This is a genomic window from Streptomyces caniferus (genome assembly GCF_009811555.1).
Lineage (GTDB): Bacteria > Actinomycetota > Actinomycetes > Streptomycetales > Streptomycetaceae > Streptomyces > Streptomyces caniferus.
Genome location: NZ_BLIN01000002.1, coordinates 1,454,213 through 1,480,377, shown reverse-complemented (window position 1 = coordinate 1,480,377; position 26,165 = coordinate 1,454,213). Strand labels below are relative to the sequence as shown.

Below are 26,165 nucleotides of genomic sequence, written 5' to 3'. Positions count from 1 at the left end.
AGCGTGCGAGGCGTCTCTTCATCCGGTGCCACCGCTGACAGGAAGTCGCTCATGAACCTCGTTTCGCTCCGTGTGATCACCGACGACGTCGCTCGCCTCGTCGCGTTCTACGAACAGGTCACCGCTGTTGCGGCGACGTGGGCGACGCCCGACTTCGCCGAACTCGTGACGCCGTCGTGCACGCTGGCGGTCGCGAGCAGCCGGACCGTGGCGCTGTTCGGCGCCGACTCCGCCCGGCCGGCCGCCAATCGCACGGTGATCATCGAATTCCGGGTCGCCGACGTCGATGCGGAGTACGAGCGTCTGACGCCCCTCGGCTGCGAGTTCGTCCAGCAGCCGACGACGATGCCGTGGGGCAACCGCTCCCTGCTCTTCCGGGACCCCGACGGGAACCTGATCAACTTCTTCACGCCCGTCACGCCGGACGCCGTGCGGCGGCAGGACCGCTAGGACCACCAGGGCGGCCAGGACCGCCAGGGCGGCCAGGACCGCCAGGGCGGGGCGGGTGGAGAGGGCGGGGACGAGACGTCGCTCCCACGAGGCCCAGCAGTACCGCTCCAGCGGGGTCTAGGCGGCCCGGGGCCCAGCAGGGTCCGGACGGTTCCGTACCTGCGGGGTCTACGCGAGCCGGACCCCGCAGGTACGGACGCACCGCTCCAGCCGCCCCCCAGCAGCCGCACCACCCAACCCGACCTAGACGTACCGCTCCAGGATCGACGACTCCGCCAGCCGTGAGAGGCCCTCGCGGACCGAGCGGGCACGGGTTTCGCCGACGCCGTCGACCGCTTGGAGGTCGTCGACGCTGGCGGCGAGCAGCTTCTGCAGGCCGCCGAAGTGGTCGACGAGGCGGTCGATGACCGTGCCGGGCAGCCGGGGGACCTTCGCCAGCAGGCGGAAGCCGCGCGGGGAGACCGCGGAGTCCAGGGTCTCGGGGGCGCCGCTGTAGCCCAAGGCGCGGGCCACGGTGGGGAGTTCGAGGAGTTCGGTGTGGCTGAGTGCGTCCAGTTCGGCGAGCGCCTCGACGACCGTACGGGAGCGCTTGGCGGTCGGTTCGGGGACGTAGTCGCGGACGACCAGCTCGCGTTCGGGTTCCACGCCGGCGATCAGTTCCTCCAGCTGGAGGGTGAGCAGCCGGCCGTCCGTGCCGAGTTCGACGACGTACTCGGCGATCTCCGTGGCGATCCGGCGGACCATCTCCAGGCGCTGGGCGACCGCGGTGACGTCGCGGACCGTCACCAAGTCCTCGATCTCCAGGGCGGAGAGGGTGCCGGCGACCTCGTCGAGGCGGAGCTTGTAGCGCTCCAGGGTCGCCAGCGCCTGGTTGGCGCGGGAGAGGATCGCGGCGGACTCCTCCAGGACGCGGCGTTCGCCGTCCACGTAGAGGGCGATCAGGCGCATCGACTGGCTGACCGAGACGACCGGGAAGCCGGCCTGGATCGAGACGCGCTGGGCGGTGCGGTGGCGGGTGCCGGTCTCCTCGGTGGGGATGGAGGCGTCCGGGACCAGCTGGACGCCGGCCCGCAGGATCTTGGTGATGTCCTTGTCGAGGACCAGCGCGCCGTCGAGCTTGCACAGCTCGCGCAGGCGGGTCGCGGTGAACTCCACGTCGAGGACGAATCCGCCGGTACACATGGTTTCGACGGTCTTGTCGAAACCCAGCACGATCAGCCCGCCGGTGTTGCCGCGGAGGATGCGCTCCAGGCCGTCGCGCAGGGCCGTACCGGGCGCGACGGCGCTCAGCGAGGCGCGCATCAGGCTCTCGGTACCGGAACTGCCGCCGGACCTGCCGGGAGTCGATGCCCGGTCGTTGGCTGCCACTGCACTCCTCCGTCGCAAGGTCTGTCGGTCCGCAGGCCGCCCGGTCCATGCTGTGTTGACGTACCAACGGAGCGTACGTGGCCGACAGGCAATTCTGCGGTGACGGGCGAGACCAGGGCAAAGTCTACCGGCGTGCGCCCTCTTCCTGTGGGGCCTCCCGGCGCACTCGCTTGGGCAGGACGCTGAGGGCCGCTCCGACGTCGGCGACCTCCAGTACCCGCATTCCGTCGGGGATCTTGCCGGGGTCGGAGGGGACCAGGGCGTGGGTGAAGCCGAGGCGGGCCGCTTCGGACAGTCGGCGCTGGACGCCGGTGACCCGTCTGACCTCCCCCGCGAGGCCCACTTCGCCGATGGCGACGAGGTTCTTGGGGAGGGGGGTGTCGCTGGCGGCGCTGGCGAGGGCGAGGGCCACGGCGAGGTCGGCGGCGGGTTCGGTGAGCTTCACCCCGCCGACCGTCGCGCTGTAGATGTCGCGTTTGCCCAGGGCGCTGATGCGGCCGCGCTGTTCCAGTACGGCGAGCATCATCGAGACCCGGGAGGTCTCCAGGCCGGAGGTGGTGCGCCGGGGGGAGGGGATCTGGGAGTCGACGGTCAGTGCCTGGACCTCGGCGACCAGCGGGCGGCGGCCCTCCAGGGTCACGGTCAGGCAGGTGCCGGGCACGGGCTCGGCGCGGCGGGTCAGGAAGAGGCCCGAGGGGTCGGCGAGGCCGGTGATGCCTTCGTCGTGGAGCTCGAAGCAGCCGACCTCGTCGGTGGTGCCGTAGCGGTTCTTGACGCCGCGGACGAGGCGCAGGCGGGCGTGCCGGTCGCCTTCGAAGTGCAGGACGACGTCGACGAGATGTTCCAGGAGGCGCGGTCCGGCGATGGCGCCGTCCTTGGTGACGTGGCCGACCAGGAGGGTGGACATGCCGCGTTCCTTGGATGCCCGGATCAGTGCGCCGGCCACCTCGCGGACCTGGGCCATGCCGCCGGGGGCGCCTTCGATCTCGGGTGAGGCGACGGTCTGCACGGAGTCGAGGACGAGGAGGGAGGGCTTGACCGTGTCCAGGTGGCCGAGGACGGCGGAGAGGTCGGTTTCGGCCGCCAGATACAGATGGTCGTCGAGGGCGCCGATGCGGTCGGCGCGCAGCCGTACCTGGCTGGCGGACTCCTCGCCGGTGACGTAGAGGGTGCGGTGCGCGTCGGAGGCGGCCTTGGCGGCGACGTCCAGCAGCAGGGTGGACTTGCCGACGCCGGGTTCGCCGGCCAGCAGGACGACCGCGCCGGGGACCAGTCCGCCGCCCAGGACGCGGTCGAGTTCGGGTACGCCCGTCGAGCGGGCGGTGGCCTGCCGGCCGTCGATCTGGCCGATGGGCACGGCCGCGGTGGTGACCCGGCCGGGTGCGGTGGTGCGGACCGCGGGGGCGCCGCCGAACTCCTCGACCGTGCCCCATGCCTGGCATTCGGGGCAGCGGCCGAGCCACTTCGCGGTGGTCCAGCCGCATTCCGTACAGCGGTAGGAGGGGCGCTCCTTGCCCGAGGATTTACGCGTTGCCATGGGGCCACCGTAGCGGCGGGGTGTGACAACGCCCGCCCGAGCTGTGGAGGAGCAGGGGGGGAGGGAGGGGGCGAGGCCTCGTCCGAGAGCTTCGCTCGTGGGCCGCGAGCTTCGGGCGCTGTCCGGGATCTCCGGGAAGGAAGGGCCGTGCGAGGGGCGGAACGGGGGCCGAACGGGGGACGGCTGCCTCGTCGCCGATGTGCGCCGGCAGGGTGGCGCAGACGGAGTGCACCCCCGGTGTAAAGGGCTGTTCGTGTCCTCTTTTGAGGGAGATGGTCACCCGTAAGGGTTAAAAGTGTCCAACGCGAGCAAGACCGGCTGCATCATCCGCCTACCGTCGCCGGGGTGATGAGCAGCAGGCCCGAGCACCCCACGCACTCCACCGGCGCACACCGGTCGCGCGGCGACGGCCGGCGCCGGAGCCGGCCGCAGCCGTCCGAGCGGCCCGGCCCGGATGCCGCGCGCCCCCCGGAGAAGCGCCCCGACGGCTACGAGCCTTATCTGGACGGGCTGTTCACCTACTGCCTGTCGGTGCTGTGCGAGCACGACGCGGCGACCGCGGTGCTCGGCGAGATGCTCGCGCTCGCCGAGCGGCACCACAGCAGGCGGCCCGCCGACCGGGCGCAGTACCGCTCCTGGCTCTACGCCCTGGCCCGCTGGGCCTGCCTGCGCCGGCTCACCGAGCGGACCGGCCCGGCCGCCCCGGGCCCGTCCGCCGGCGCCACGGCCGCCGCCGAGGCCGAGCGCCGGCAGCGTGAACTCGCCGCGCTGGCCTGGCCGGAGGCCGCGGGCACCACTCCCGAGCAGCGCGAGGCGCTGGAGCTCGCGGTGCGGCATCAGCTCTCGGCCGACGAGGTCGCCGCGGTGCTCGGCGCCGACCCGATCGCCACCCGCGCCCTGCTGGCCACGGCGTCCTGCGAGGTGGAGCGGACCCGGGCGGCGCTGGCCGTCGTCGAGTCCGGCCGCTGCCGCGAGGTCGCCCAGCTGGCGGGGGACACCCAGATGCTGCTGGGCGCGGCGCTGAGCCGGGAGCTGGTGCGCCATGTCGACGACTGCGCGGAGTGCCGGCGGACCGCCGAGCGGGCCACCGCCCCGGGGACCTGGCCGGGCACCGCGCCGGTGGCCCGGGGCTCGCTGCCGCTGGTCGCCGCGCCCCGTGAGGCCGTGCTCGGTGCGCTGGCGGCGGCCCGGCGCGCGAAGTCGGGCCGGGCGGAAGGGGTGGCCGGTGCGGGACGCGGCGGCCGGAACGGTGGGGCAAACGGTTCTCCTCGCTATGACCGCAGCGGTTTTCCCGTCGGCCCCCCTACGGACCGGGTGGCCCGACGGCGCAGGCTGCGCGGCCGGGCGCTGACCACCACGGTGGTCGCCACGGTGGTCGCGGCGCCGGTGCTGGCCCTGTGGGCGGCGTACCACGGCGGCCCGGCCACGGACGAGGCGGCGGACGCCTCGCCGTCGGTGACGGCCAGCGACACGGAGCCCGGGGGGCGGCTGGGCGGCCGGCCGTACGAGAACGCGGGCAATGCCAGGACGACGCCCGATCCCGGTTTCCGGGCCGGTGCGGGCGGGCCCGATGTGTCCGTCGAGGTGATCAGCGCGGACGGCACCCCGCAGCGGCCGGGCGGGCCGGGCGGCCGCGCGGAGTCGGGCCCCGGGCGGCTGACGGTCGCCGCGCAGCCCAGCGGCCGGACCACGGTGATCACGCTCAGTGCCTCGGGCGGCGCGCCGGTGCGCTGGCGCGCCTCGGCGGGCGCGGCCTGGCTGCAGCTCAGTCATACGGCGGGCACGCTGCGGCCGGGCGAGACCACGACGATCACGGTCGACATCGACCACGACCGGGAGCCGGCGGGCCGCTGGCGGGCCCGGATCGCCATCGAGCCCGGCGGCACCGCCGTCACGATGGAGGGGCATGGCGTGACCGGGCCCGCCCCCGGCCCGCAGCGTCCGACGCCCGCGCATCCGACGCCGCGCCCCTCGCACCCGACGCCGACACCCACGCCGACCCCGACGTCCCCGGCGCCCAGCTCCACGCCGGCGACGCCGACCCCGAAGCCGACCGGACCCGAACCGTCCTCGACGCCGTCGAACACGACGCGTCCCGCCCGCTGAGCGCGCCGGGGCCGCGCCGGATCCGGCGGCCCCGGCGCGGCTACTTCTGCTTCTCGGGCTTCTTCGGGGGCTTCGGGGGCTTCGGGTCGGCCGGGTGCGGCGCCATCGGCAGCGTCGCCGCGAGCCGCTCCTCGCACAGTTCGGCGAGCTTGGCGTAGCCCTTCTTGCCCATCAGCTCGGTCAGCTCCGGCTTGTACGAGACGTACACCGGGTCGCCCGCGCCGTGCGCCGAGGTCGCGGAGGTGCACCACCAGTGCAGGTCGTGGCCGCCGGGGCCCCAGCCGCGCCGGTCGTACTCGCCGATCGTCACCTGCAGGATCTGCGTGTCGTCCGGCCGGTCGATCCAGTCGTAGGTGCGCCGGACCGGCAGCTGCCAGCAGACGTCCGGCTTGGTCTCCAGGGGCTCGCGGCCCTCGCGCAGCGCGAGGATGTGCAGCGAGCAGCCGGCGCCGGCCGGGAAGCCGGGGCGGTTCTGGAAGATGCAGGAGCCCTCCCAGCGCCGGGTCTGCCGGTCGCCGTCCTCGTCCTCCTGGGTCCAGCCGGTCGTGGTGCCGACGTCGTGGTGCTGCCACACGTCGGGTGTGAGCCGTGCCACGTGTTCGGCGACCCGCTTCTCGTCGTCCTCGTCGGAGAAGTGCGCGCCGAGCGTGCAGCAGCCGTCGTCCGCCCGGCCGGCCTGGATGCCCTGGCAGCCGCTGCCGAAGATGCAGGTCCAGCGGGAGGTCAGCCAGGTCAGGTCGCAGCGGAAGATTTGTTCGTCGTCGGCCGGGTCCGGGAAGGTGACCCAGGCGCGGGCGAAGTCGAGGCCGACCTCGTCGGCCGGGGCCTCCTTCGGGGACCGCGCCCCCTCAGTCGCCTGGGAGCGCCGCTTTTCTTCCTTGGTGCGCGCTTTTTCGTGCTTCGCCTTTTTCGTCTTTGCCACGACTCCAGCCTAAGGCGCGTCACGGTGGGGACCGCGACGACAAGAGTGGGCGGGCGCCGCAGTAGGTTTCCCCGTATGAGACTCGGTGTCCTCGATGTGGGTTCGAATACGGTCCATCTCCTGGTGGTGGACGCACACCCGGGCGCGCGCCCGCTGCCCGCCTATTCGCACAAGGCGGAGCTGCGGCTCGCCGAACTCCTCGACGAGGCGGGCGCGATAAGCGACGCGGGGGTGGAGCGGCTGGTGGCCACCGTCCACGAGGCGCTCCAGGTGGCCGAGGACAAGGGCGTCGAGAGCGTGCTGCCGTTCGCCACCTCGGCGGTCCGCGAGGCCACCAACGGCGAGGACGTGCTGCGCCGGGTCGCCGCGGAGACCGAGGTCGAGCTCCAGGTGCTCTCCGGCGAGGACGAGGCGCGGCTCACCTTCCTCGCCGCCCGCCGGTGGCTGGGCTGGTCGGCCGGCCGGCTGCTGGTGCTGGACATCGGCGGCGGCTCGCTGGAGATCGCCTACGGCCTGGACGAGGACCCGGACGTGGCGGTGTCGCTGCCGCTGGGCGCCGGCCGGCTGACCGCGGGCGACCTGCCCGGCGATCCCCCGGAGGCCGATGACGTCCGGACGCTGCGCCGCCGGGTGCGGGCCGAGATCGCCAAGGTGGTCAGCGAATTCAGCCGCTACGGCACCCCCGACCGGGTCGTCGGCACGTCCAAGACCTTCCGGCAGCTGGCCCGGATCGCGGGCGCCGCGCGCTCGGCGGAGGGGCTCTACGTCCAGCGGGAGCTGACCCGCATGAAGCTGGAGGAGTGGGTGCCGCGGCTGGCCGGGATGACCGCGGAGGAGCGGGGCACGCTGCCCGGCGTGTCCGAGGGCCGCTCGCGGCAGCTGCTCGCCGGGGCGCTGGTCGCCGAGGCGGCGATGGACCTGTTCGGGGTCGAGACGCTGGAGATCTGCCCCTGGGCGCTGCGCGAGGGCGTCATCCTGCGGCGGCTGGACCACCTGCCGTAGGGCCTGTCTTCAAAGTCCCGCCTGCCTTGCGGGCGAACGACGGGACTTTGAAGACAGGCCCTGGCGCGCCCGCCGGCGGCCGGGCGGTCGTGAGACTCGTCACGCCCCGGCGGGCCCCGCCACACCCGTAGTGCCCTGTCCCGCCGTCCCCCGCCACCACCGACAGGGGGCCGCGGTCGCCGGACCTCCTGCCCCGCGCCGGGTCTTGGCCCGTACGCTGTCCTTCGTGACAGAGCCAGTGGTGCGCATCCCGGATGCGAAGGTCGCGCTGTCCACGGCCTCGGTGTATCCGGAGTCGACGGCGACGGCCTTCGAGATCGCCGCGCGCCTCGGCTACGACGGCGTCGAGGTCATGGTGTGGACCGATCCGGTCAGCCAGGACATCGAGGCGCTGCGCCGGCTCTCGGACTACCACGGTGTGCCGGTGCTGGCCGTCCACGCACCGTGTCTGCTGATCACCCAGCGGGTCTGGTCCACCGATCCGTGGGTCAAGCTCCAGCGCGCCCGCACCGCCGCGGAGAAGCTGGGCGCCTCGACGGTGGTCGTGCACCCGCCGTTCCGCTGGCAGCGCAGCTACGCCCGGGAGTTCGTCCGCGGGGTGTGGCGGATGGCGGGCGAGACGGACGTGAAGTTCGCCGTCGAGAACATGTACCCGTGGCGCTACCGGGACCGCGAGATGCTCGCCTACGCCCCGGACTGGGACCCCACCAACGACGACTACCGGCACTTCACCGTCGACCTCTCGCACACCGCCACCGCCCGTAACGACGCGCTGGCGATGGTGGAGCGGATGGGCGACCGTCTGGGGCACGTCCACCTCGCCGACGGCAACGGCTCCGCCAAGGACGAGCATCTGGTGCCGGGGCGCGGCAGCCAGCCCTGCGCCGAGGTGCTGGAGCGGCTGGCGCGCACCGGCTTCGAGGGCCATGTGGTCGTCGAGGTCAACACCCGGCGGGCGATGTCCCCGGCGGAGCGCGAGGCCGACCTCGCCGAGGCGCTCGCCTTCACCCGGCTGCATCTCGCCTCGCCGACCTGGGTCCCGGGCTCGTGAGCGGCAGCGGGCACGGGCCGGACGACGCCTCCCCCGCGCCCGGTACGCCGCCCGCACCGGCCCGCCGCAGGGGCCGCCCGGCCCGCGCCGCCGCCGAGGCCGGTCCCGGCGCCCGTGAGCGGATCCTGGCCGCGGCCCGTACGCAGTTCGCCGAGCGCGGCTACGACAAGACCTCGGTGCGAGGCATCGCCAAGGCGGCCGGGGTGGACGCGGCGCTGGTGCACCACTACTTCGGCACCAAGGAGCAGGTCTTCGCGGCCGCCATCGAGCTGACCTTCGCCCCCGCGCTGACCATGCCCGACGCCCTCGCGGGCGGCGGCGCGGACGTCGGGGAGCGGATGGCCCGCTTCATGTTCGGCGTCTGGGAGAACCCGGTCAGCCGGCCGGCCCTGCTGGCGATCATGCGCTCGGCGCTGACCAACGACACCGCGGCGGCGGTGCTGCGCGGGCTCATCGAGCGCCGGATGCTGCAGCGGGTGGCGGGCGAACTCGACGTTCCCGACCCGGAGTTCCGGGCGCAGCTGGCCGCCGGGCACCTCATCGGGATCGCCATGCTGCGCTATGTGATCAAGATGGACCCGGTCGCCTCGGCGGACACGGAGGAGATCATCGCGATGGTCGCACCGACCCTCCAGCGGTATCTGACGCAGCCCTGACGGCCGGATGGGGCGCAGCCGCGGCAACCGGTCCGGCACAGCCCTCGGCCGGACGGGGCGCGGCCCCCGACACCCGGATCTGACACGGCCCTGCCAACCGGCATATATGCCGCCCCGCGAGCCTGATCACCGCCGCGACCTGCGAGAACGCTGCGCTCCCCGCTGTCCGCACTCCGGGCAGCCGTCTCATATGCCGGAGAGACTGTCCAGATCTTGGATCGGAGGCGTAATCTCGACGGGAGCTGATATATGACGCCACCCGGTACGCGGCAAAGCTGCGCGGCAGAGCCCAGGTACCGGTACCGGCGGTCGTACGGACGTAATCCCGAGGGAGTGACCATCGTGCCCGAGCTGAGGTCCCGCACCGTTACCCATGGCCGCAACATGGCCGGCGCCCGAGCCCTTATGCAGGCCTCCGGCGTAGCGCGGGAGGACTTCGGCAAGCCGATCATCGCCGTCGCCAACAGCTTCACAGAGTTCGTGCCCGGCCACACCCACCTCCAGCCGGTCGGCCGGATCGTCTCCGAGGCGATCCACGCGGCCGGCGGCATCGCCCGCGAGTTCAACACCATCGCGGTCGACGACGGCATCGCCATGGGCCACGGCGGCATGCTCTACAGCCTGCCCTCCCGCGACCTGATCGCCGACTCCGTCGAGTACATGGTCGAGGCGCACTGTGCCGACGCGCTGATCTGCATCTCCAACTGCGACAAGATCACCCCGGGCATGCTGATGGCCGCGATGCGCCTCAACATCCCGACGGTCTTCGTCTCCGGCGGCCCGATGGAGTCCGGCAAGGCGACCCTCGTCGACGGCACCGTCCGCACCCTCGACCTGGTCGACGCGATCTCGGACGCCGTCAACGACAAGATCTCCGACGAGGACATCCTCCGCATCGAGGAGAACGCCTGTCCGACCTGCGGCTCCTGTTCCGGCATGTTCACCGCCAACTCCATGAACTGCCTGACCGAGGCGATCGGCCTGTCGCTGCCCGGCAACGGCTCCGTGCTGGCCACCCACACCGCCCGCAAGGCGCTGTACGAGAACGCCGGCCGCACGGTCGTCGAGATCACCAAGCGGCACTACGACGAGGACGACCACACCGTCCTGCCGCGCAACATCGGCACCCGCGCCGCCTTCGAGAACGCCATGGCCCTCGACATCGCCATGGGCGGCTCGACGAACACGATCCTGCACCTCCTCGCCGCCGCCCAGGAAGCCGGTCTCGACTTCGACCTGGACGACATCAACGCGGTCTCGCGCCGGGTGCCCTGCCTGGCGAAGGTCGCCCCGAACGTCGCGCCGGGCGGCACGTACTACATGGAGGACGTGCACCGCGCCGGCGGCATCCCCGCCCTCCTCGGCGAGCTGTGGCGCGCCGGACTCCTCAACGAGGACGTGCACACCGTGCACAGCGCCTCCATCGAGGAATGGCTCAAGACCTGGGACGTGCGCGGCGGTTCACCCTCCGACGAGGCCGTCGAGCTGTGGCACGCGGCCCCCGGCTGCAAGCGCTCGGCCACCGCCTTCTCCCAGTCCGAGCGCTGGGACGGCCTCGACGTCGACGCCGAGGGCGGCTGCATCCGCGACCTGGCGCACGCCTACTCCGTCGACGGCGGCCTCGCGGTCCTCAAGGGCAACCTCGCCGAGGACGGCTGCGTCGTGAAGACCGCCGGCGTCGACGAGTCGATCTGGAACTTCGAGGGCCCGGCCGTGGTCTGCGAGTCGCAGGAAGAGGCCGTCGACAAGATCCTCAAGAAGCAGATCAAGGAGGGCGACGTCGTCGTCATCCGCTACGAGGGCCCCAAGGGCGGCCCCGGCATGCAGGAGATGCTCTACCCGACGTCCTTCCTCAAGGGCCGTGGCCTGGGCAAGGCCTGCGCACTGGTCACCGACGGCCGTTTCTCCGGCGGAACCTCCGGCCTGTCCATCGGCCACGCCTCGCCCGAGGCGGCGGCCGGCGGCACCATCGCCCTCGTCGAGGACGGCGACCGCATCAAGATCGACATCCCGAACCGCACCATCGAACTCCTCGTCGGCGACGTGGAGCTGGAGTCCCGCCGGCTGGCCCTGGAAGGCGTCTACGCCCCGAAGAACCGCGAGCGCAAGGTCTCCCAGGCCCTGCGCGCCTACGCGGCCATGGCCACCAGCGCCGACAAGGGCGCGGTGCGCGACGTGAGCAAGCTGGGCTGAGGCGGCCCGGGGCGCACCCGGCACGGCAGGGCAAGACGCAGGACACCGCACGGTGCCGGCGGTCGTGGGACACGACCGCCGGCACCGTGCTTCGCTCTGTCGGCACTGGCAGGCCGATGACGGCCGTTACAAGCTGCCGGGGCGCAAGGGCAAGATCGGTACGATCACCGCCTTCTGCCAGGGCGTCAACCGCTGCCCTGACGTCGTGAACACCGTCTGATTCGCGCTCCCAGGGAGAATCGATCACCGTGGTTGAGGACGACCCCACCGCCGGCCGGACCCCGCGCGACGTTCTCCTGGAGAGCCTGTTGGGGAGGCTGCGAGAGTTCGTGGCCTCCCCTTTGACGCCGGGTTCGCAGGTGCTGCGGGGGTTGCTCCCGCCGACAGAAATCGATCGAGGGGCGAGAGCCGTCCTGTGGGACGGCCAAGATCTCGGCACCTCGTATGCCCTGGAGATCCCGCTGCTCGACGATGACGGCGAGGAAATCCCCCACGATTACTTCATCGCCGCACTACGCGCGTGCGTCGCCCGGCGCGAGTCTCTCGGTCCGCCCTTCCCCGACGAGGGGTTCGCGGTGCCGGTACGCGACGCCCGGCGTCACTTCCTCCGTACCGTCGATGACCCGCCCCTCGCCTTGGCGGACGCTGTGTACCTACCGCTGCTCTCCCTCGGTTCGGCGAACGACCCGGTGCACCTTTCCGAAGACGGGGAAGAGGAAGCGGGTGAGGGGGAGTGGCGCCTGCTCGGCTTCATGCTCGTCGACGAGCGGTACGCCCGGTACTACGTCAGATGGACGGAAACCGGCGCGGTCTGGGGGCTCGACTTCTGTATGCGCGACGAGGCGGGGAAGGTCGACTCACGCGGTGGGACCGTCAACATGATCTTCCCGGCGCTGGTGTCGTCACACGACCTCGAACGTTTCCGGCGCCCGGTCTCCGATATCCGCTGTCAGGCCGTATACGACCTCACTGCCTGGTGCTGATTCCCGTCGGCGGCTGCCGACGCCGGCGCTACGGCAACGGCCCCCGTCGCGGGCGAGCGACGGGGGCCGTTGCCGTGGTATCGATACGTGACGGCCCTTGAGGCCGGGGGGCGTAGGGCAATCGTGCTGCAGCCCCCACAGGCGCCTGAGGCCGTGGAGTTCAGTATCGGATCGCTACCTTCTTGACGTGCAGGGTGGCTCCGGGGGAAATGCCGACGAGCGTGAAGTAGTAGTCGCCTGCGGACTTATCGCCCCACGACGACGTATTGCAGTGGTTGTTGCGGGTTCCATGGTTCTCATCGGGGCCGAACACGTCCTTGTACAAGGTGAGGGCGGCGGTGTTCAAGCCGTCGGCAGTGTCCGTCGAACACCCGCTGAACTGCACGGACGTGCTGACACTGTCGCGATTTGCATCCGTCCAGCGCTTCGATTCGTTGTTGACGTGCCAGTCCGATATGTATGTGCTCCGACTGCCTTCCGCGTGGGCCGGGACGGCCCCTATGAGCCCCAGGAACAGGGATCCTGCGATGGCTCCGGATATTCGACGGTTCGCGTGCATAGCTTTGCTCACTTCCCCCGCATGACACGGCACTTGGCCAACTGGCCCTCCGGAGGAGGTCTGGCTCTCCCGGCGGCAACTGTTAGTGATTGCGGTAGGGAAATTAGTCGCAGATGTTCGATATCGGCAACGCTGTTTACGGTGCGTGGCCGAAATTATTGGACCGACGCCCATGGCTATGGATGGGCATCAGTGGGGCACCGAGTTGGCTGCAGAGGCCCATCGAGTGGTGTGAATGACGCGGGTGACGAGGATGATCGTGCGACGGAAGTTCTTATTCCGGAGTCCTCGCTCGTGTCATAGGTGGCCGGATCCTGTCAGGGGCCCGAGCTCATTGGCGAGTTCGGATGGATGCATTCCGTTTTGTGGGCAGTTGCTACACCCAGATGCCGACAGTCCTCGCTGTAAGCGTGCACTTTCAGCCAACCCGGCAAGCTGCTGCGCGCACCTCTTTCGCGCAAAACTGCATTTTGGCCTTGAAATTTCACGGTACCGCACAGGTCAGGGGTGGCAGGCATACCTGGATCCGCATTGACTCAAACATTCGAATCCTGTTGCGGGTGTGCCGGAAGCGTCGGATGATTCGATCAGCGCTCCCCGGTCGAGTTCTCGACTGCACCTTCCGTGGGTGTGCACAGGGGGAGATAACTTAGGGGGAACGATGCGAGTTTCACGTGTCACCGGTGCTGTCCTGTCGGGTGTTCTGGCAACAGTCACCTTCGGCGCCATCCCGGCGCATGCGGAGGGCAGCAAGACGTCGTACATCTCGTACTGGGCCACCGGAGCGGAGTCCGGCCGGTGGACCGACAACAACAATGACGGCGCCAGCACCACGGTGCGCCTCTCCAACTGCACGACGGCAAGTTCGCCCAACACCAGGACGAGCGCTGCGGTTTCGGTGTGGAAGGATGTCTTCGGCCCGGACACGAACAAGGGCTCAAAGAGTGATGTGTGCAGTGCGACGAAGTCTTGGGGGGACCTCGCTTCGGGTGACTACTACTTCAGCCTCGACAAGATCAATGGGACTTCGGGTCCGGGTACTTTCCACCTGTACGCCAAGCCCGTCAAGATGACGTGGTAGTGGAGTAGGTGACGATACGCCGGCCGGGAGCGTGAATGTGCTCCCGGCCGGCTTACTTCGGCTCGCGACAAGCTAGGGTGCCATGTCTCTGCAATTCAATCGTTGCTCCTTCCAGTACGGACGGAAAGTTCCTGTCCTCGACCAGCTCGATCTCTCCATCGGGCACAGAGCCACCGTCCTGCTCGGGCCGAACGGCGCAGGGAAATCGACGCTCATGGGTATCGCTGCCTCCTGGATCTCTCCTACGGAGGGAACAGTGACCTGGCGGGGAATTGATCCGGCCCGGTCGAAGTCGCGGGCCGCCTACCGCCAGGCAGTGGGCTGGCTTCCTCAGAACGTCAAGCCCATGCCCGGACTCACCGTTCGGGAAAACGTCGCCTATATCGGCTGGTTGAAGGGAATGTCCCGTTCCGACGCATGGGACCAGTCCCGCGAGGCCCTTGAACGTGTGAAGCTGGGAAGCCTGGCAGACCGGAAGAGCCATCAGCTTTCCGGGGGGCAACTGCGGCGCATGGGCATTGCGGGAACGCTCGTCCACAGCAGCGAAATCGTGCTTCTCGACGAACCGACAGCAGGTCTCGACCCCTCACAGCGTCAGATCTTCCGCGATCTCGTGACGCATCTGCTGGCCGACATCCAGGTCGTGGTGTCGACGCATCAGACCGAGGACCTCGACACCATGTATGACCACGTCGTCATCCTCGACCAGGGCAGGGTGCGTTTCGAAGGCGACACGGACGCCTTCCTGTCCTTGGCCGCTCCCGGCATCCCCGAAGGCAGGCGTGCCGAGGGCGCATACACCCAACTGATCGCCCAGGAGGTGTGAGCCGTGTTGTGGCGTACCGTCCTGCGCTCCTCCTCCGCCTCTTGGCTGGCCCCCTTGCTGGCCACGTTCGTTGCCCTGCTGCTGTCGGATGACCTCACCGCCGGGGTCACCCACGGCTATTGGCCCAGTGCCCTGGGTGCCGCCACCTTCGCCTTACCGTTCGTTGCACCTGCCTGTGCCACTGCCGGCGCCTGGGAAGGTACCCGGCTCACGCGGGGCAACGTGACGCACTGGGCCCCGACGCGCTCCGGCCTCGGGATTGCCCTGCCGCTTCTCGCTCCTGTATTCGTCCTGGGGACCGTCGGGATGGCAGTAGCCACTGCCGTGACCGTCTCCACGGGTCGTCCGGATGTCGGCACGCCGCCGGTCGGCATGATCCTCATCTGGCTGATCATTCTCACGGCCCATGCCATGGCCGGCTTTCTTCTCGGCAAACGCCTTCCCCTGGTCGTGGCCACGCCCCTGGCTCTGATCCTCAGCTTCGTGCTGACCGCGTATCCGGCTGCTCTGGAACCGCTGTGGCTGCGTCATATGGTCACCGGTGGCATGGGCTCGTGCTGCTCCCTCGACCAGACGCCCAGCTGGCGCGCTGCGGCAAGCGCCTTGGTGCTTGCCCTTGGTGTCATCGGCGCTGCTGCCCTGGCCCTGTCCATGCTGCGACGACGAGCCCGCACTCTCTTCATCAGCGGTGCACTGGTGGCAGGTGTGGCCGGCAGCGCAGCGCTCGCCTATGGCCTGCCAGCCGATCCCGTGACCGCCCGCTCCACCGACCAGTTGGTGTGCGCCGGAGACGAACCGCGCGTGTGCCTGTGGCCCGAGCTGGCCGGGCATGCGGCCATGGTCCGGGAGAACGCCTCCTATGCCCGTCACCATCTTCAGCAGGCTGGGCTCAGCGTGCCCGACAAGCTCACCATGAACGAACATCCCGGAAAGGGAGCTCTGTTCATCGGAGCCTGGCCCGAACCCACCCCGTCCGAGGTACGTGCCGGTGTGGGCACCGCTCTTCTGCCGTCCGGGCCGCCGGCTTGTGCCCAGTCCGGCAGTTCTTTCCCCGGCGCCGATGCCTACGGGCCGACCGCCGCGTGGCTTTCGCTGACCGCGGGAGCCAAGAAGGAGGAAGTGGCCGGCCACTACGGTGGAAAGGAGGGCGCGGTAGCCGCACACGTCATGCAGGCATCTCATGACGAGCAGTTGGCCTGGTACCACCGCAACAGTCAGGCCCTGCGCGACTGCACGACGCACCCTGCACCACCGCCCTCGTCGCACGTCCGGGAGTCCGCACGATGATCTGGTGGCTCAAGGCCAAAGGCGCCCCCGCAGTTGTGGCCTCGACCTTTGCGGTATACCTCATGGCCGTCTTGGTCCGGGAAGAAGCCATTCCTGTGCCCGCGGTGGTCGGCCCGTCCGGGCAGCTCCTGGTCGCCCAGATCCTCGGCGTGCTCCCCGTCGTCCTGCTCCTGCACGGCATCGACCGCGGTGACACCATCGCCGAAGAGGTCGCCCTGCGTCACAAGGGCCGACGCAACTTTGCGCTGTGCCTTGCCTTCGCGATCCTGGTGGTGATGTCGGCGGCGGTGATCCATCTGTTGTGGGACCGGCCCGAATCCCTGTCACTGGCTCGCAACTGCGTGGGCTTCCTCGGGGCGGCTCTCATTGTCCGCGCGGCTCTGGGACCCGGCATTGCCGCGATCTGCATCGCTGCACTCCCTCTGGCCTGTGCTGCCGCCGGACGCAGGCCGGGGGGCTCGGCCCAGCCCTGGGCGTGGCCCATCCAGCAGCCGAGTTCCTACCTTGGCGCAGGGGAAGCCATCTTCCTCTTTGCCGTTGGCTGCGCCCTCGTGCTGTGGAAGCAACGTCCGCTGCTCAACCCACTCGCCCGCACGGCCTGATGACCGGAATCGGCAACGGCCCCCGTCGTGACGAGCGGCGGGGGCCGTTGTGTGCGGCGGGGGCGCGGCGGCGTCAGGCGCCGGGCAGCGCCCCGGTCTTCACGGCGGCGACGAACGACGACCAGGCGGACGCCTCGAAGAGGAGGGCGGGGCCTTGGGGGGCCTTGCTGTCGCGGACGGGGACGAGGGCGGGGAGGTTGTCGGCTACCTCTAGGCAGTTGCCGCCGTCCGGGTTGCTGTAGCTGGACTTGCGCCACGTGGCAGTGGTCAGGAGGTCGTCGGAGACTTCGAGGCAGGCGCCGCCGTCCTGGTTGCTGTATGAGCTCTTGCGCCAGGTAATGGTGCTCAGGTCGATGGCTCGCACGAGGCTTCCTCCCACATCTGCCTGATGAACTTCCGTGATTCAACCGGGGACATGGCTAAGTCACGGACCAGATCGTAGCTGAGCTGGAGTCGTTCGGCTGCTGCCGTTTCCTGGACGAGTTCGCCCGAATATCCGGTCTCCACCCACGCCACAGTGCGGCCGTCAGAGAGCCGCAGGAACGTGGTGTCGGTGTTCGACAGGGCATGGATCCCGACGGCGTGGCGAACGATCTGAACCATGACGTTGGGCCGTTCACCCATGTCCAGGAGGAGCTCAAGCTGCTTCCGCCATTCCGCGGCATCTTCCAACGGTGTCCGTAGCACAGCCTCGGAAAGGATCGTGCGGAACCGTGGCGCGTCATCACGGTCCAGTGCTGCCCGACGTCCTTTGCGCGCTTCGACCTGTCGTGTCAGTTGTTCGCCACTGAGACCACTGGCTGAAAGCAGCTCGCGTGCGTAACTCGCCGTCTGGAGCAGCCCATGAATAGTGCTGACCCCGTAGTGCCACATGCTCAATGCTTCTGCTTCGAGCGTCATGTACCGCCGGTACCGCTCGCGGAACTGTGTGGGATCTGCCACCGCCAACTCCCACAACGTCAGCAGCAGATCCTTCGTCCCGTAGTACTGGTCCAGCGCCTGCGCCACCTCCGGGCCGCCCAGTGTCTGGCCGCTTTCCATCTTGCCGAACAGGGACCAGTCCCAGCCCAGGGCCTCGCCGAGCTGGCGCAGGCTGTCGCCCTTCTGGGCGCGCAGTAATCGCAGCTCTTCGACGAACCGTTGGCGTGGCTCCTGGCTCCGGCCGGTGACCGCTCGCCTCGGCGGCATGGCGCCCTCCTTCGTGGAAGGTGTGGAACTAACGGTGCGTGGCCTCGAAGTACCGGTCACAAGCGGCATTCGCGCCCTTTTCCGGGCCCATTCTCGTGAGGGCCGGAACACACACCGTAGTTGCGCTCCGGTCCTCCAGGCAGGGAAACGGCAGACAGGAGCGGTGCACATGGCGACGGAACCACGGGCGGCGGGCGACAAGCGGGCGGAGGCCGAAGCGGCCTGTGCGGAGCTGGCGGCGGCGCTGAAACGGAGCGGCATCGTGCTGCCGTCACTCGGCGTCGACCCCGTGTCGTACGGCTATGCCGAGCCGCGTCCGCTCATCGAGCTGGGGCGCTGCAACCTGGAGACGACCCACCGGCTCATCGCCGCGCTCGACCGGGCCGCCCGGTGACCGCGCACGTCCCGTACGTCTCCCCAGCGTGCCATGTCGGGACGCATACGAGATGTACCAAGGGCGGCCCCGGGGACGGGGTCGCGGCCGTGCCCGGAGTGCGGCGGGAGGCCTGTGCCTGCCGCTGCCACGCGCCGGGCGGCGGGCCCGGCGGTCACCAGCCCGCCGGGTCCCCGGTCGGCACGGCGAAGACCGTGCCGTTCGGCGCGGCCGCGTAGATCCGGCCGTGCGGCGCGTCCACCTGCGGGGCGGGCAGCGCCTGCAGATAGCCGTTGTGCCGGCGGCCGTCGAGCCGTGGCGGGGTCTGGCCGAGCAGACCGCCGTTGCCGGTGTCGATCGCGAGCAGCCGGCCGTCCGCCGCGGTGAAGTACAGCCGGTTGCCGCTCACCACGGGTGCCGAGCCCCGGCTGACCGAGGTCTCGGTGTCCCACTTGTGTTCCCCGACCGCCTGCAGGGCGCCGCCCTCGGCCAGCAGGTACACCGACTCGCCGTGCACCACGGCGGCCACCCCGTCGAGCGGTACGGCCAGCGGGAGGCGCCGGGTGCGGCCGGTGGCGGGGTCGTAGCGGACGACGGCGGTGGTGCGGAACGTGAACTTCGGGTCGGTGGCGGTCAGATAGAGCGCACCGGACGTGCCGGTTCCGGCCGGGGCGAGGGTGCCGGGCAGTCGCCGGGACCAGCGGACCTTTCCACCGGCCGGGTCGATGGCGGTGAGCTGGGTGCCGGTCCCGTCGGGGGTGCCCTCGGCCGCGTAGGCGGTGTGTGCGTCGCCGAAGGAGGAGAAGAGCGGCAGGTGGTGGCCGGAGAAGCGTTTGTGCCAGCGCTGCCGGTGGGTCGCGCTGTCCAGCGCGGTGACCGTGCCGTCCGCCGCCGTCAGCAGGATGCGGTTCCCGACGATCCTGGTCGCGCCCTCGTAACCGGAGACGTCCTTGGTCCAGCGGGTGGCGCCCTTGCCGTGCGTCGACGGGTCGAGGGCGCTGAGCTGCTTGCCGTCGCCGGAGAAGACGTACAGCAGCCCGCCGGAGAGCACCGGCGGGGTCGGTGAGGCGGACTTCGCGGCGTCCTTGCCCTGGGCGCGGCTGTCCGTGCGCCGCCATGCCGGGTGGCCGGTGCCGGGGTCGAGCCGGGCGGCCGGGATCCCGGACTGACCGCAGAAGACGGCGCCGGATCCGGCCGTGCAGAACGGCATTTCGCCGTCGTGGCCCTTGGGGCGCTCGACGAGCGTGGTCCGCCACGGGCGGAAGTCGGCCCGGCCGCTCTGCGACGGGCGGGTCTGCAGGGCGGGGTCCTCGCCGTTCCCGCCCGGGGCCAGCGCCTGGACGCCCGCGTACGCCCCCACACCGGTCACGACCAGGGCGAGCGCGGCCCACAGGGGCCAGCGGCGGGTACGGGAGCGGGCGGGGCGGCGGGGGCCGGCCGGGGTGCCGGGCTCGGCGGGGGCGGCCGGGCCTTTGGGGGCGGCCGGGGGCCCGGCGTCGGCGGGGCTCTCGGCGAGGTCTTCGACGAGGTTCTCGACGGGCACGGGGGCGCGGACATGTGTCGTCTCGGCGCGGGGCGGGGCGGCCTCGGCCCGTACCGACGGGACGTGTCCGGGCGGCAGGTGTCCGGGCGGGAGCTGCTCCGGCTGCCGCTGTCCCGATGGCCGCGGTTCCGGCTGCCGCTGTTCCGGTATCCGTACCGCCGGGACCTCGCCGTCTCGTACCGCACCGCCCGGGGCCACGCCGGACGCGGCCGCCGCGTCCGGCGACACACCGCCGGGCAGCAGGCCGTCCGGCAGCAGGCCCACCGGCAGCGCGGCACCCAGCGGCGCATCGTGCTGCGGACCCGTCCGCAGCAGTTCCATCAGCGCGCCCGGCGTCGGCCGGTCCGCCGGGTCCTTCGCCAGGCAGCTCTCGACCAGCGGCACCAACTCCGGGGGCACACCCGCCAGATCGGCCTCGTCGTGCACCACCTGGTACGCGACGATGTACGGGCTCTCCGAGTCGAACGGGCCGCTTCCGGTGGCGGCGTGCACCAGGACCGAACCCAGCGCGAAGACGTCCGCCGCCGGTCCCACCTCGCGCGGCCGCTGGAACTGTTCGGGTGCCATGAAGGGCGGCGTGCCGATCAACTTGCCGGTCTCGGTGCGCATTTCGCTGTCCGAGGGCCGGGAGATGCCGAAGTCGATGACTTTCGGACCATCGGCGGCCAGCAGGACGTTTCCGGGCTTGAGATCGCGGTGCACCACGCCCGCGCGATGGATGTCGCGCAGTGCCTCGGCGAGGCCGGCGGCCAGCCGCCGTACCTCCGCGACCGCCAGCGGGCCGTTCCGCTTCACATGGTCGGAGAGGGTCGGGCCGGGGATGTGGAGGGTCGCCATCCAGGGGCGTTCGGCATCCGGATCAGCGTCCACGACAGGCGCCGTGAAGGCCCCGCTGACCCGCCGCGCGGCGGCCACCTCCTGCCGGAACCGCCCGCGGAACTCCGGGTCCTGGGCGAATTCGGCATGGATGACCTTGACCGCGAGCAGCAGTCCGGAGGACGAGCGCGCAAGGTGGACCACGCCCATACCGCCGGAGCCGAGCCGCGCTTCCAGGCGGTACTGGCCGGCGTATTCCGGATGCTCCGCTTCCGGGCCGACCCCGGAATTGCGCAGCGATGGCATGGTTCCACCCCCGTGTTGTTCCCTTGCCATTCGGTCGCAGGTGCGACGCGCGGAGCCTAGTCGATGGCGCGTACGAGATGAGTGAGGCTTGCTAGCGTGCCGTGGCAGAACCGCACCGCGCCGCGTCGCGGGCATCGGTACGAGCGCCTTCACGCGCTTCGTCAACGGGGGAGAACAGCATGACGACTCAGGACGATCTCGGCTCCGTGGAACCGGCCGGCGACCAGGTGCTCGCCGCCGCGTCCGCCGGCGTCACCTATCCCGTCGCACCCGGCTACCGCGTCAAGGTCCGCCAGGGCCCCGGCACCGGCTACCCGGTCGTCCGGCAGCTGCCGGAGGGGGCCCGGATCCAGATCCGCTGCCAGCGGCACGGCCAGTCGGTCAGCGGCCCGTACGGCACCTCGGACCTCTGGGACAGCATCGGGTCCGGTCAGTACGTCTCCGACGCGTACGTGCGGACGGGCAGCAGCGGGATGGTCGCGCCGCGCTGCACGAACTGAGCCGCGGGGCCGGAGGGCCGCACGGCCGCGGCGGACAGTCCCGCCGCGGCGCGGGCCGCACCCCGGCCCGCGGCAGCGCACGGCCGCACCGCCACCGCAGGGCCGCGGCTCCACCGCACGGCCGCGGCTCCACCGCACCGCCGGGCGCCGGGCCCGCCGGGGATAATCGCTGTCATGAGCGATGAGCAGACGTCCTCCCCGAGCCCGGAGCCCGGCGGTTTGGGGGGCGGCGGCCCGGAGCCGGAGGAGATCCGGTTCTTCGGCACCACCTGGGTCCGGCACGACGGCGGCTACGGCCTGCGCAGGGCCGGTGTCGCGGTGGGCTCGCTCGCGCTCGCCGCGGCCGGCGCACTCGTCCTGCGCTTCGCCTTCCAGGGCCTGGAGACCGCCTCGGTCGGCCCGTTCGTCGGCATCCTCGTCGTCGCCGGCTTCGCCATCTGCAGCGCCCTGGCCTTCCGCCGCACCTGGGACGGCTTCGTCCGCCGCCCCGGTGCGGCCGCCCGGAGCGCGGCCGACACGTCCTCCCAGGGCCTGATGATGATCGGCTTCATCGGCTCGCTGCTCGCCTATTTCTGCCGCAGCCTCGTCGAGGCCCCGGGGGAGAAGCTGCACCGCGCCGAGTACGCCGCGGCCCAGGAGCGGTACGAGCGCCGCCGGGGCGCCCGTACCGGCAATCCCGCCGCCAAGAAGTCCCGGCCCAAGAAGCGCCGCTGACTACGAGGGCGCCATGGCCCGGCGGCCGCGGCCCCCGTCCTGGAGGGCGAGCGGACCGCGCTGCTGGACGTCTTCCCGGACGGCATCGTCGAGGAGGCCTACGCGCTCGACCTGACTGTCACACTCCGGCCGCCCGCCTCGTCGTAAGGGCGGATGCCCCCGCGCGGGCGGCCGCCCTGCCGCACGGCCGCCGTCGCCCGTCGTCGGGGCGAAGGACCGGTCGGCGAGTGGCGACGGCCGGAACGGAAGCGGAGGAGCGGGCGATGACGCAGCCGGAGACGGGCACGGGCGGAGCGCGGGGCGCGCGGGACGGGGACCGGCTCGCGCGGTTCGAGGAGCAGCGCGGGCGGCTGTGGGCCATCGCCTACCGGATCACGGGCACCGTCACCGACGCCGACGACGCCGTACAGGAGACCTGGCTGCGCTGGCAGGCGCTGCCCGACGAGCCGCCGGTGGCCAGCCCGCGCGGGTTCCTCACCACCGTCGTCAGCCGGATCTGTTACGACCTGCTGGGTTCGGCCCGCGCCCGCCGCGAGACCTATGTCGGGCCCTGGCTGCCGGAGCCGCTGCTCGACGACGCCGGCGGCCCGCGGCCGGTCGCCGCGGCGGACCCCGGGGGGCCCGGCGGCCCCGAGGACCGGGTCACGCTCGACGAATCCGTCGGGATGGCGCTGCTCACCGTCCTGGAGCGGCTCACCCCGGCCGAGCGCACCGCCTTCATCCTCCACGACGTCTTCGCGGTCCCGTTTCCGGAGGTCGCCGAGGCGGTGGGCCGCACCCCGGAATCCGTACGGCAGTTGGCCTCCCGCGCCCGGCGGCGGGTACGGGCCGAGGCGCCGCGCCGCACCGTCGACCGCGCGGAACACCGGCGCACCGTCGAGGCCTTCCTGTCCGCCGTCATGGGCGGCGATATGGCGGCGCTGCTGTCCGTCCTCGACCCGGAGATCGTCTGGCGGTCGGACGGCGGCGGCAGGGTGAGCGCCGCCCGCCGGCCGGTGCTGGGCCGCGAGAAGGTCGCCCGCTATGTGCGGGGCCTGGTCACCCGCGGTGCCCAACGCGACGGGCTGCGGGTCGCGCTGGCGGAGGTCAACGGGGCCACCGGGCTGGTCTTCGTCGATCCGGCGGGCGAGCAGTCCGGGGTGTTCGCCTTCACCGTCCACGACGGGCGGATCACGGAGGTGGACGCCGTCGTCAACCCCGACAAGCTCGGTCACCTCGATCTCGGCCGGCTGTAGGGCGGCGGCCGGGGCCGGCGGGTCGGGCACGGCAGGCCGGAGCCCGGCAGGCCGGCGTCCGGCGGCCCGGGGCCCGTCCGCCCGTCCGCTGTCACACTTCGCCGTCCCGCGTCGTCCCCCTTCCGGCGCCGTACGACCCGGTGCGGCGCCCCGAACCCCAGGAGGCAGCATGAAGAGCGTGGCGCGGCAGCGGCTGCGGGTCGTGGTCCTCGGCGGCGGTTACGCGGGCACGATGGCCGCGCTCCGGCTCGCCCCGTACGCGCAGGTGACCCTGGTCGACCCCGCCGACCGGTTCACCGAGCGGGTGCGTCTGCACGAACTGGCCGCCGGGCGCCCCGAAGTGGGCCACTCCCGGGCCGCGATGCTGCGCGGCACCGGCATCGAGCATCTCGCCGCCCGTGCCACCGGGCTCGACCCGGGCGCCCGCGCCGTGCACACCGACTGCGGCCGCACCCTCCTCTACGACCGGCTCGTCTACGCCCTCGGCAGCCACACCGACCTGCGCGGCCCCGGCGACGGGGACGCCCCCGGCCGTGCGCCGTGGGCGGGAGCCTTCACCGCCGAGAGCGCCGCCGCCCTGCACAAGCGGCTGCGGGACGGCCCGGGTGCGCTGGCCGTGGTCGGCGGCGGCCTGACCGGCATCGAGATGGCCGCCGAGATCGCCGAAGCCCACCCCGGGTGGCAGGTCCGACTGCTGACCGGCGGGGAGATCGGCGGCGGGCTGTCGGTCCGCGGCCGGGACCATGTCCGTACCGTCCTCGACCGGCTGCACGTCCGCGTCGAGGAGGGCCGCCGGGTCGCCGACGGCGACGACGCCGGTGCCGACGCCGTGCTGTGGACCGGCGCCATGGCCGCGGCCGGCTCCCTCGCGCGGGACGCGGGCCTGGAGACCGACCCGGCGACCGGCCGCATCCTGGTCGATGCGGCGCTGCGTTCGGTCAGCCACCCCGACATCTATGCCGCGGGCGACGCCGCGGCGGCCCGTACGCCTCGCGCCGGGGCCCTGCGGATGGCCTGCGCCACCGCGCTGCCCACGGGCTCGCACGTGGCCGGCGCGATCCTCGCCGAGTCACGCGGCGCGGAGCCCCGGCCGCTGTCGTACGCGTTCCTCGTGCAGTGCGTGAGCCTGGGGCGGCACGACGGTCTGATCCAGTCGGTCCGCGGCGACGACACACCGCGCGAGCGGGTGCTGACGGGCCGTCCGGCCGCCCGGGTCAAGGAGCAGGTGGTCCGCAACGCCGTCCGCGTCCTGCGGCTGGCGGCCCGCCGCCCCGGCGCCGTCCCGTTCATCCCGGGCATCGGCCGATGAGGGGCGGCACCCGGGACGGGGCCGTCGCGCCGGGCCGTCGCGCGGCCCCGGGGCGTACGGGGGCGGGGGTGCCCACCGGCCTCAGACCTCCCGCTTCGGCTTCCCCTTCTCGTACAGCCAGGCCTTGAACAGCGGCCCGAGGTCCACGTCCGTGTGCTCCTGGCAGAAGTCGATGAAGTCCCGCGCATCGGCGTTGGAGTAGCGGTACTTGGCGGGCCACTCGCGCAGGATCGTGAAGAACGCCTTGTCGCCGACGGCGTTGCGCAGTTCCTGGAGCAGCATCGCGCCGCGGTCGTAGACGGCCGGGCCGGTCACGTTCCGCGGTGTGCCCGGATCGCCCGGCGGGAAGGCCCAGGTCTCCTTGCTCTTGGAGTCGTAGAGCGCATCGAACTGCTGCTGCGGGGTCTTGCCGCCCTCGCGCTCCGCCCACAGCCACTCGGCGTACGTCGCGAAGCTCTCGTTGAGCCAGGCGTCCCGCCAGGTCTTCGGCGTCACCGAGTCGCCGAACCACTGATGGGCCATCTCGTGCACCACGGTCGTGGTGTCCGGCGCCCCGGCGTAGACCGGTTTGGTCTGCGTCTCCAGTGCTCCCCAGCTGATCCGGGCCGGGGTGTCGTCGACGATCGCTCCCGCGGAGGAGAAGGGGTACGGCCCGAAGAGCCCGCTCTCCCACTTCACGATCTCCGGCAGCTTCGCCAGCGGCCCCCTGCTCGCCCCGGCCTCCGCCGGGTCGACCGCCACGTACAGCGGGAGCCCGCCGGGCCCGCGGGAGGTGTGGACCTCGAAGCGGCCGATGGTGGCCGTGGCGAGGTAGCTGGCCATCGGCCGGCCGCTGTGCCACACGAAGGTGGATCGGCCCTTGGCGGTCCGCTGTGACCGCAACTCACCGTTGGCGACGGCGGTGTAGCCCTTCGGCACGGTGATCGTGAAGTCGTAGGTCGCCTTGTCCGAGGGGTGGTTGTTGCCCGGGAACCACGTCATGGAGCCGGCCGGCTCACCCGAGACGAACGCCCCGTCGGGAGTCCTGACCCACCCCTCCGACGTACCGTCCGGGTCCGTCAGCTCCTGCGGTGTGCCGTCGTAGTCGACACGCGTACGGAACCGCGCGCCCTTCCGGAGCCCCTCGGCCGGCCGGACGATCAGCTTGTGCCCCTTGCGGGAGAACGCGGCGTCCTCGCCGTCGACCCGCACACCGGAGACCCGCAGTCCCTGGAGGTCGAGCTGGAAGGACCGCAGGTCCTCGGTGGCCCGGGCGGTGATCTCGGCGGTCGCGTCCAGGTGCTTCTTCCGGACGTCGTAGTCGAGGTCGAGCCCGTAATGGCGCACCTGGTAGCCGCCGTTGCCGAGCGCCGGGAAGAGCGGATCGCCCACCCCGCCGCGGCCCGCCGCCCCCCGCGCGTCACCGCTCGTGCACGAGGCGAGCAGCAGCGCGACGGAGAGGGCGGCGGTCGCACCGCACCTGCGAAGGGGCCGGCGGTTCACAGCACTCCCGGAGTCGGCGGACATCAGCATGCCGACCCTATGGTGATTTCCCGCGGACACCGGCCCTTTTCCGCGT

25 protein-coding genes are annotated in these 26,165 nt (G+C 71.6%); 17 read left to right on the top strand and 8 right to left on the bottom strand.

Annotated features, from left to right (window positions below; translation table 11 throughout):
- Nucleotides 1–51 precede the first annotated feature (51 nt).
- Nucleotides 52–450 carry a VOC family protein gene (locus Scani_RS08410; protein ID WP_159471497.1) on the top strand — a complete coding sequence of 133 codons (399 nt, stop codon included), beginning with the start codon at nucleotides 52–54 and terminating at the stop codon, nucleotides 448–450.
- A 243-nt stretch (nucleotides 451–693) separates the two neighbouring features.
- On the opposite strand, the gene disA is transcribed toward Scani_RS08410, so the two are convergent.
- Nucleotides 694–1,818, bottom strand: a complete 1,125-nt coding sequence (disA, locus tag Scani_RS08405) for a DNA integrity scanning diadenylate cyclase DisA (RefSeq protein WP_159471495.1) — start codon at nucleotides 1,816–1,818, stop codon at nucleotides 694–696.
- Between the two features lie 124 nt (nucleotides 1,819–1,942).
- Nucleotides 1,943–3,355 (bottom strand): DNA repair protein RadA, encoded by a 1,413-nt coding sequence (radA, locus tag Scani_RS08400; RefSeq protein WP_159471493.1) that lies wholly within the window; start codon nucleotides 3,353–3,355, stop codon nucleotides 1,943–1,945.
- A 348-nt stretch (nucleotides 3,356–3,703) separates the two neighbouring features.
- Here radA and Scani_RS08395 point away from each other — a divergent pair, with 348 nt between their 5' ends.
- A complete protein-coding gene (locus tag Scani_RS08395; protein ID WP_159471492.1) occupies nucleotides 3,704–5,461 on the top strand; it encodes a BACON domain-containing protein in 1,758 nt (585 codons plus the stop codon).
- A 40-nt stretch (nucleotides 5,462–5,501) separates the two neighbouring features.
- On the opposite strand, the gene Scani_RS08390 is transcribed toward Scani_RS08395, so the two are convergent.
- A complete protein-coding gene (locus Scani_RS08390; protein WP_159471490.1) occupies nucleotides 5,502–6,383 on the bottom strand; it encodes a DUF3109 family protein in 882 nt (293 codons plus the stop codon).
- A gap of 75 nt (nucleotides 6,384–6,458) precedes the next feature.
- Here Scani_RS08390 and Scani_RS08385 point away from each other — a divergent pair, with 75 nt between their 5' ends.
- From Scani_RS08385 to Scani_RS08360, 6 genes are all read left to right on the top strand, one after another.
- The gene (locus tag Scani_RS08385; RefSeq protein WP_159471488.1) at nucleotides 6,459–7,385 is read left to right on the top strand and encodes a Ppx/GppA family phosphatase; all 927 of its coding nucleotides are present in this window, start codon (nucleotides 6,459–6,461) and stop codon (nucleotides 7,383–7,385) included.
- Between the two features lie 226 nt (nucleotides 7,386–7,611).
- Nucleotides 7,612–8,436, top strand: a complete 825-nt coding sequence (locus Scani_RS08380) for a sugar phosphate isomerase/epimerase family protein (protein ID WP_174872636.1) — start codon at nucleotides 7,612–7,614, stop codon at nucleotides 8,434–8,436.
- Nucleotides 8,433–9,092, top strand: a complete 660-nt coding sequence (locus Scani_RS08375) for a TetR/AcrR family transcriptional regulator (RefSeq protein WP_159471486.1) — start codon at nucleotides 8,433–8,435, stop codon at nucleotides 9,090–9,092. The genes Scani_RS08380 and Scani_RS08375 overlap by 4 nt, the downstream gene beginning before the upstream one ends.
- A 342-nt stretch (nucleotides 9,093–9,434) precedes the next feature.
- Nucleotides 9,435–11,285 (top strand): dihydroxy-acid dehydratase, encoded by a 1,851-nt coding sequence (ilvD, locus tag Scani_RS08370; RefSeq protein WP_159471484.1) that lies wholly within the window; start codon nucleotides 9,435–9,437, stop codon nucleotides 11,283–11,285.
- Between the two features lie 64 nt (nucleotides 11,286–11,349).
- On the top strand, nucleotides 11,350–11,505 hold the full coding sequence (locus Scani_RS08365; protein WP_159471482.1) for a hypothetical protein: 156 nt from the start codon (nucleotides 11,350–11,352) through the stop codon (nucleotides 11,503–11,505).
- A 28-nt stretch (nucleotides 11,506–11,533) separates the two neighbouring features.
- On the top strand, nucleotides 11,534–12,268 hold the full coding sequence (locus Scani_RS08360) for a hypothetical protein (protein ID WP_159471480.1): 735 nt from the start codon (nucleotides 11,534–11,536) through the stop codon (nucleotides 12,266–12,268).
- Nucleotides 12,269–12,428: 160 nt separating this feature from the next.
- On the opposite strand, the gene Scani_RS08355 is transcribed toward Scani_RS08360, so the two are convergent.
- Nucleotides 12,429–12,827 (bottom strand): hypothetical protein, encoded by a 399-nt coding sequence (locus Scani_RS08355; protein ID WP_159471478.1) that lies wholly within the window; start codon nucleotides 12,825–12,827, stop codon nucleotides 12,429–12,431.
- 661 nt (nucleotides 12,828–13,488) lie between these two features.
- Here Scani_RS08355 and Scani_RS08350 point away from each other — a divergent pair.
- The 4 genes from Scani_RS08350 (at nucleotide 13,489) to Scani_RS08335 (ending at nucleotide 16,623) form a co-directional block, all read left to right on the top strand.
- Nucleotides 13,489–13,908 carry a hypothetical protein gene (locus Scani_RS08350; RefSeq protein WP_159471476.1) on the top strand — a complete coding sequence of 140 codons (420 nt, stop codon included), beginning with the start codon at nucleotides 13,489–13,491 and terminating at the stop codon, nucleotides 13,906–13,908.
- An 82-nt stretch (nucleotides 13,909–13,990) separates the two neighbouring features.
- On the top strand, nucleotides 13,991–14,734 hold the full coding sequence (locus Scani_RS08345; protein ID WP_159471474.1) for an ABC transporter ATP-binding protein: 744 nt from the start codon (nucleotides 13,991–13,993) through the stop codon (nucleotides 14,732–14,734).
- A gap of 3 nt (nucleotides 14,735–14,737) precedes the next feature.
- The gene (locus Scani_RS08340) at nucleotides 14,738–16,021 is read left to right on the top strand and encodes a DUF7224 domain-containing protein (RefSeq protein ID WP_159471472.1); all 1,284 of its coding nucleotides are present in this window, start codon (nucleotides 14,738–14,740) and stop codon (nucleotides 16,019–16,021) included.
- Nucleotides 16,018–16,623 (top strand): hypothetical protein, encoded by a 606-nt coding sequence (locus tag Scani_RS08335; protein WP_159471470.1) that lies wholly within the window; start codon nucleotides 16,018–16,020, stop codon nucleotides 16,621–16,623. The genes Scani_RS08340 and Scani_RS08335 overlap by 4 nt, the downstream gene beginning before the upstream one ends.
- 73 nt (nucleotides 16,624–16,696) lie before the next feature.
- On the opposite strand, the gene Scani_RS08330 is transcribed toward Scani_RS08335, so the two are convergent.
- On the bottom strand, nucleotides 16,697–16,987 hold the full coding sequence (locus tag Scani_RS08330) for a DUF397 domain-containing protein (protein ID WP_159471468.1): 291 nt from the start codon (nucleotides 16,985–16,987) through the stop codon (nucleotides 16,697–16,699).
- Nucleotides 16,969–17,811, bottom strand: coding sequence for a helix-turn-helix domain-containing protein (locus Scani_RS08325; protein WP_159471466.1), 843 nt, complete (start codon nucleotides 17,809–17,811; stop codon nucleotides 16,969–16,971). The genes Scani_RS08330 and Scani_RS08325 overlap by 19 nt, the downstream gene beginning before the upstream one ends.
- 169 nt (nucleotides 17,812–17,980) lie before the next feature.
- On the opposite strand from Scani_RS08325, the gene Scani_RS08320 reads away from it, so the two are divergent.
- Nucleotides 17,981–18,205: a hypothetical protein gene (locus Scani_RS08320; protein ID WP_159471464.1), complete on the top strand. Its 225-nt coding sequence runs from the start codon at nucleotides 17,981–17,983 to the stop codon at nucleotides 18,203–18,205.
- Nucleotides 18,206–18,359: 154 nt separating this feature from the next.
- On the opposite strand, the gene Scani_RS08315 is transcribed toward Scani_RS08320, so the two are convergent.
- On the bottom strand, nucleotides 18,360–20,849 hold the full coding sequence (locus Scani_RS08315) for a protein kinase domain-containing protein (RefSeq protein WP_159471462.1): 2,490 nt from the start codon (nucleotides 20,847–20,849) through the stop codon (nucleotides 18,360–18,362).
- A 179-nt stretch (nucleotides 20,850–21,028) separates the two neighbouring features.
- On the opposite strand from Scani_RS08315, the gene Scani_RS08310 reads away from it, so the two are divergent.
- The 4 genes from Scani_RS08310 to Scani_RS08295 all read left to right on the top strand — a co-directional run bounded on the left by Scani_RS08310 (nucleotide 21,029) and on the right by Scani_RS08295 (nucleotide 24,607).
- Nucleotides 21,029–21,349: a peptidase gene (locus Scani_RS08310; protein ID WP_159471460.1), complete on the top strand. Its 321-nt coding sequence runs from the start codon at nucleotides 21,029–21,031 to the stop codon at nucleotides 21,347–21,349.
- A 174-nt stretch (nucleotides 21,350–21,523) separates the two neighbouring features.
- Nucleotides 21,524–22,063, top strand: coding sequence for a hypothetical protein (locus tag Scani_RS08305; protein ID WP_159471458.1), 540 nt, complete (start codon nucleotides 21,524–21,526; stop codon nucleotides 22,061–22,063).
- 263 nt (nucleotides 22,064–22,326) lie between these two features.
- Nucleotides 22,327–23,298, top strand: a complete 972-nt coding sequence (gene sigJ, locus Scani_RS08300; RefSeq protein ID WP_159471455.1) for an RNA polymerase sigma factor SigJ — start codon at nucleotides 22,327–22,329, stop codon at nucleotides 23,296–23,298.
- Between the two features lie 169 nt (nucleotides 23,299–23,467).
- On the top strand, nucleotides 23,468–24,607 hold the full coding sequence (locus Scani_RS08295) for an NAD(P)/FAD-dependent oxidoreductase (protein ID WP_159471453.1): 1,140 nt from the start codon (nucleotides 23,468–23,470) through the stop codon (nucleotides 24,605–24,607).
- An 81-nt stretch (nucleotides 24,608–24,688) separates the two neighbouring features.
- Here Scani_RS08295 and Scani_RS08290 read toward each other — a convergent pair whose 3' ends face one another.
- Nucleotides 24,689–26,119 (bottom strand): M1 family metallopeptidase, encoded by a 1,431-nt coding sequence (locus tag Scani_RS08290; RefSeq protein ID WP_159471451.1) that lies wholly within the window; start codon nucleotides 26,117–26,119, stop codon nucleotides 24,689–24,691.
- Nucleotides 26,120–26,165: the final 46 nt, after the last annotated feature.

What these genes read in the sequence shown, in the direction of transcription:
- Scani_RS08410 (WP_159471497.1), top strand. Translation starts at nt 52, where the DNA reads ATGAACCTCGTTTCGCTCCGTGTGATCACCGACGACGTCGCTCGCCTC.
- radA (WP_159471493.1), bottom strand. Translation starts at nt 3,355, where the DNA reads ATGGCAACGCGTAAATCCTCGGGCAAGGAGCGCCCCTCCTACCGCTGT.
- Scani_RS08395 (WP_159471492.1), top strand. Translation starts at nt 3,704, where the DNA reads ATGAGCAGCAGGCCCGAGCACCCCACGCACTCCACCGGCGCACACCGG.
- Scani_RS08385 (WP_159471488.1), top strand. Translation starts at nt 6,459, where the DNA reads ATGAGACTCGGTGTCCTCGATGTGGGTTCGAATACGGTCCATCTCCTG.
- Scani_RS08355 (WP_159471478.1), bottom strand. Translation starts at nt 12,827, where the DNA reads ATGCACGCGAACCGTCGAATATCCGGAGCCATCGCAGGATCCCTGTTC.
- Scani_RS08350 (WP_159471476.1), top strand. Translation starts at nt 13,489, where the DNA reads ATGCGAGTTTCACGTGTCACCGGTGCTGTCCTGTCGGGTGTTCTGGCA.
- Scani_RS08345 (WP_159471474.1), top strand. Translation starts at nt 13,991, where the DNA reads ATGTCTCTGCAATTCAATCGTTGCTCCTTCCAGTACGGACGGAAAGTT.
- Scani_RS08335 (WP_159471470.1), top strand. Translation starts at nt 16,018, where the DNA reads ATGATCTGGTGGCTCAAGGCCAAAGGCGCCCCCGCAGTTGTGGCCTCG.
- Scani_RS08325 (WP_159471466.1), bottom strand. Translation starts at nt 17,811, where the DNA reads ATGCCGCCGAGGCGAGCGGTCACCGGCCGGAGCCAGGAGCCACGCCAA.
- Scani_RS08320 (WP_159471464.1), top strand. Translation starts at nt 17,981, where the DNA reads ATGGCGACGGAACCACGGGCGGCGGGCGACAAGCGGGCGGAGGCCGAA.
- Scani_RS08315 (WP_159471462.1), bottom strand. Translation starts at nt 20,849, where the DNA reads ATGCCATCGCTGCGCAATTCCGGGGTCGGCCCGGAAGCGGAGCATCCG.
- Scani_RS08310 (WP_159471460.1), top strand. Translation starts at nt 21,029, where the DNA reads ATGACGACTCAGGACGATCTCGGCTCCGTGGAACCGGCCGGCGACCAG.
- Scani_RS08305 (WP_159471458.1), top strand. Translation starts at nt 21,524, where the DNA reads ATGAGCGATGAGCAGACGTCCTCCCCGAGCCCGGAGCCCGGCGGTTTG.
- sigJ (WP_159471455.1), top strand. Translation starts at nt 22,327, where the DNA reads ATGACGCAGCCGGAGACGGGCACGGGCGGAGCGCGGGGCGCGCGGGAC.
- Scani_RS08295 (WP_159471453.1), top strand. Translation starts at nt 23,468, where the DNA reads ATGAAGAGCGTGGCGCGGCAGCGGCTGCGGGTCGTGGTCCTCGGCGGC.
- Scani_RS08290 (WP_159471451.1), bottom strand. Translation starts at nt 26,119, where the DNA reads ATGCTGATGTCCGCCGACTCCGGGAGTGCTGTGAACCGCCGGCCCCTT.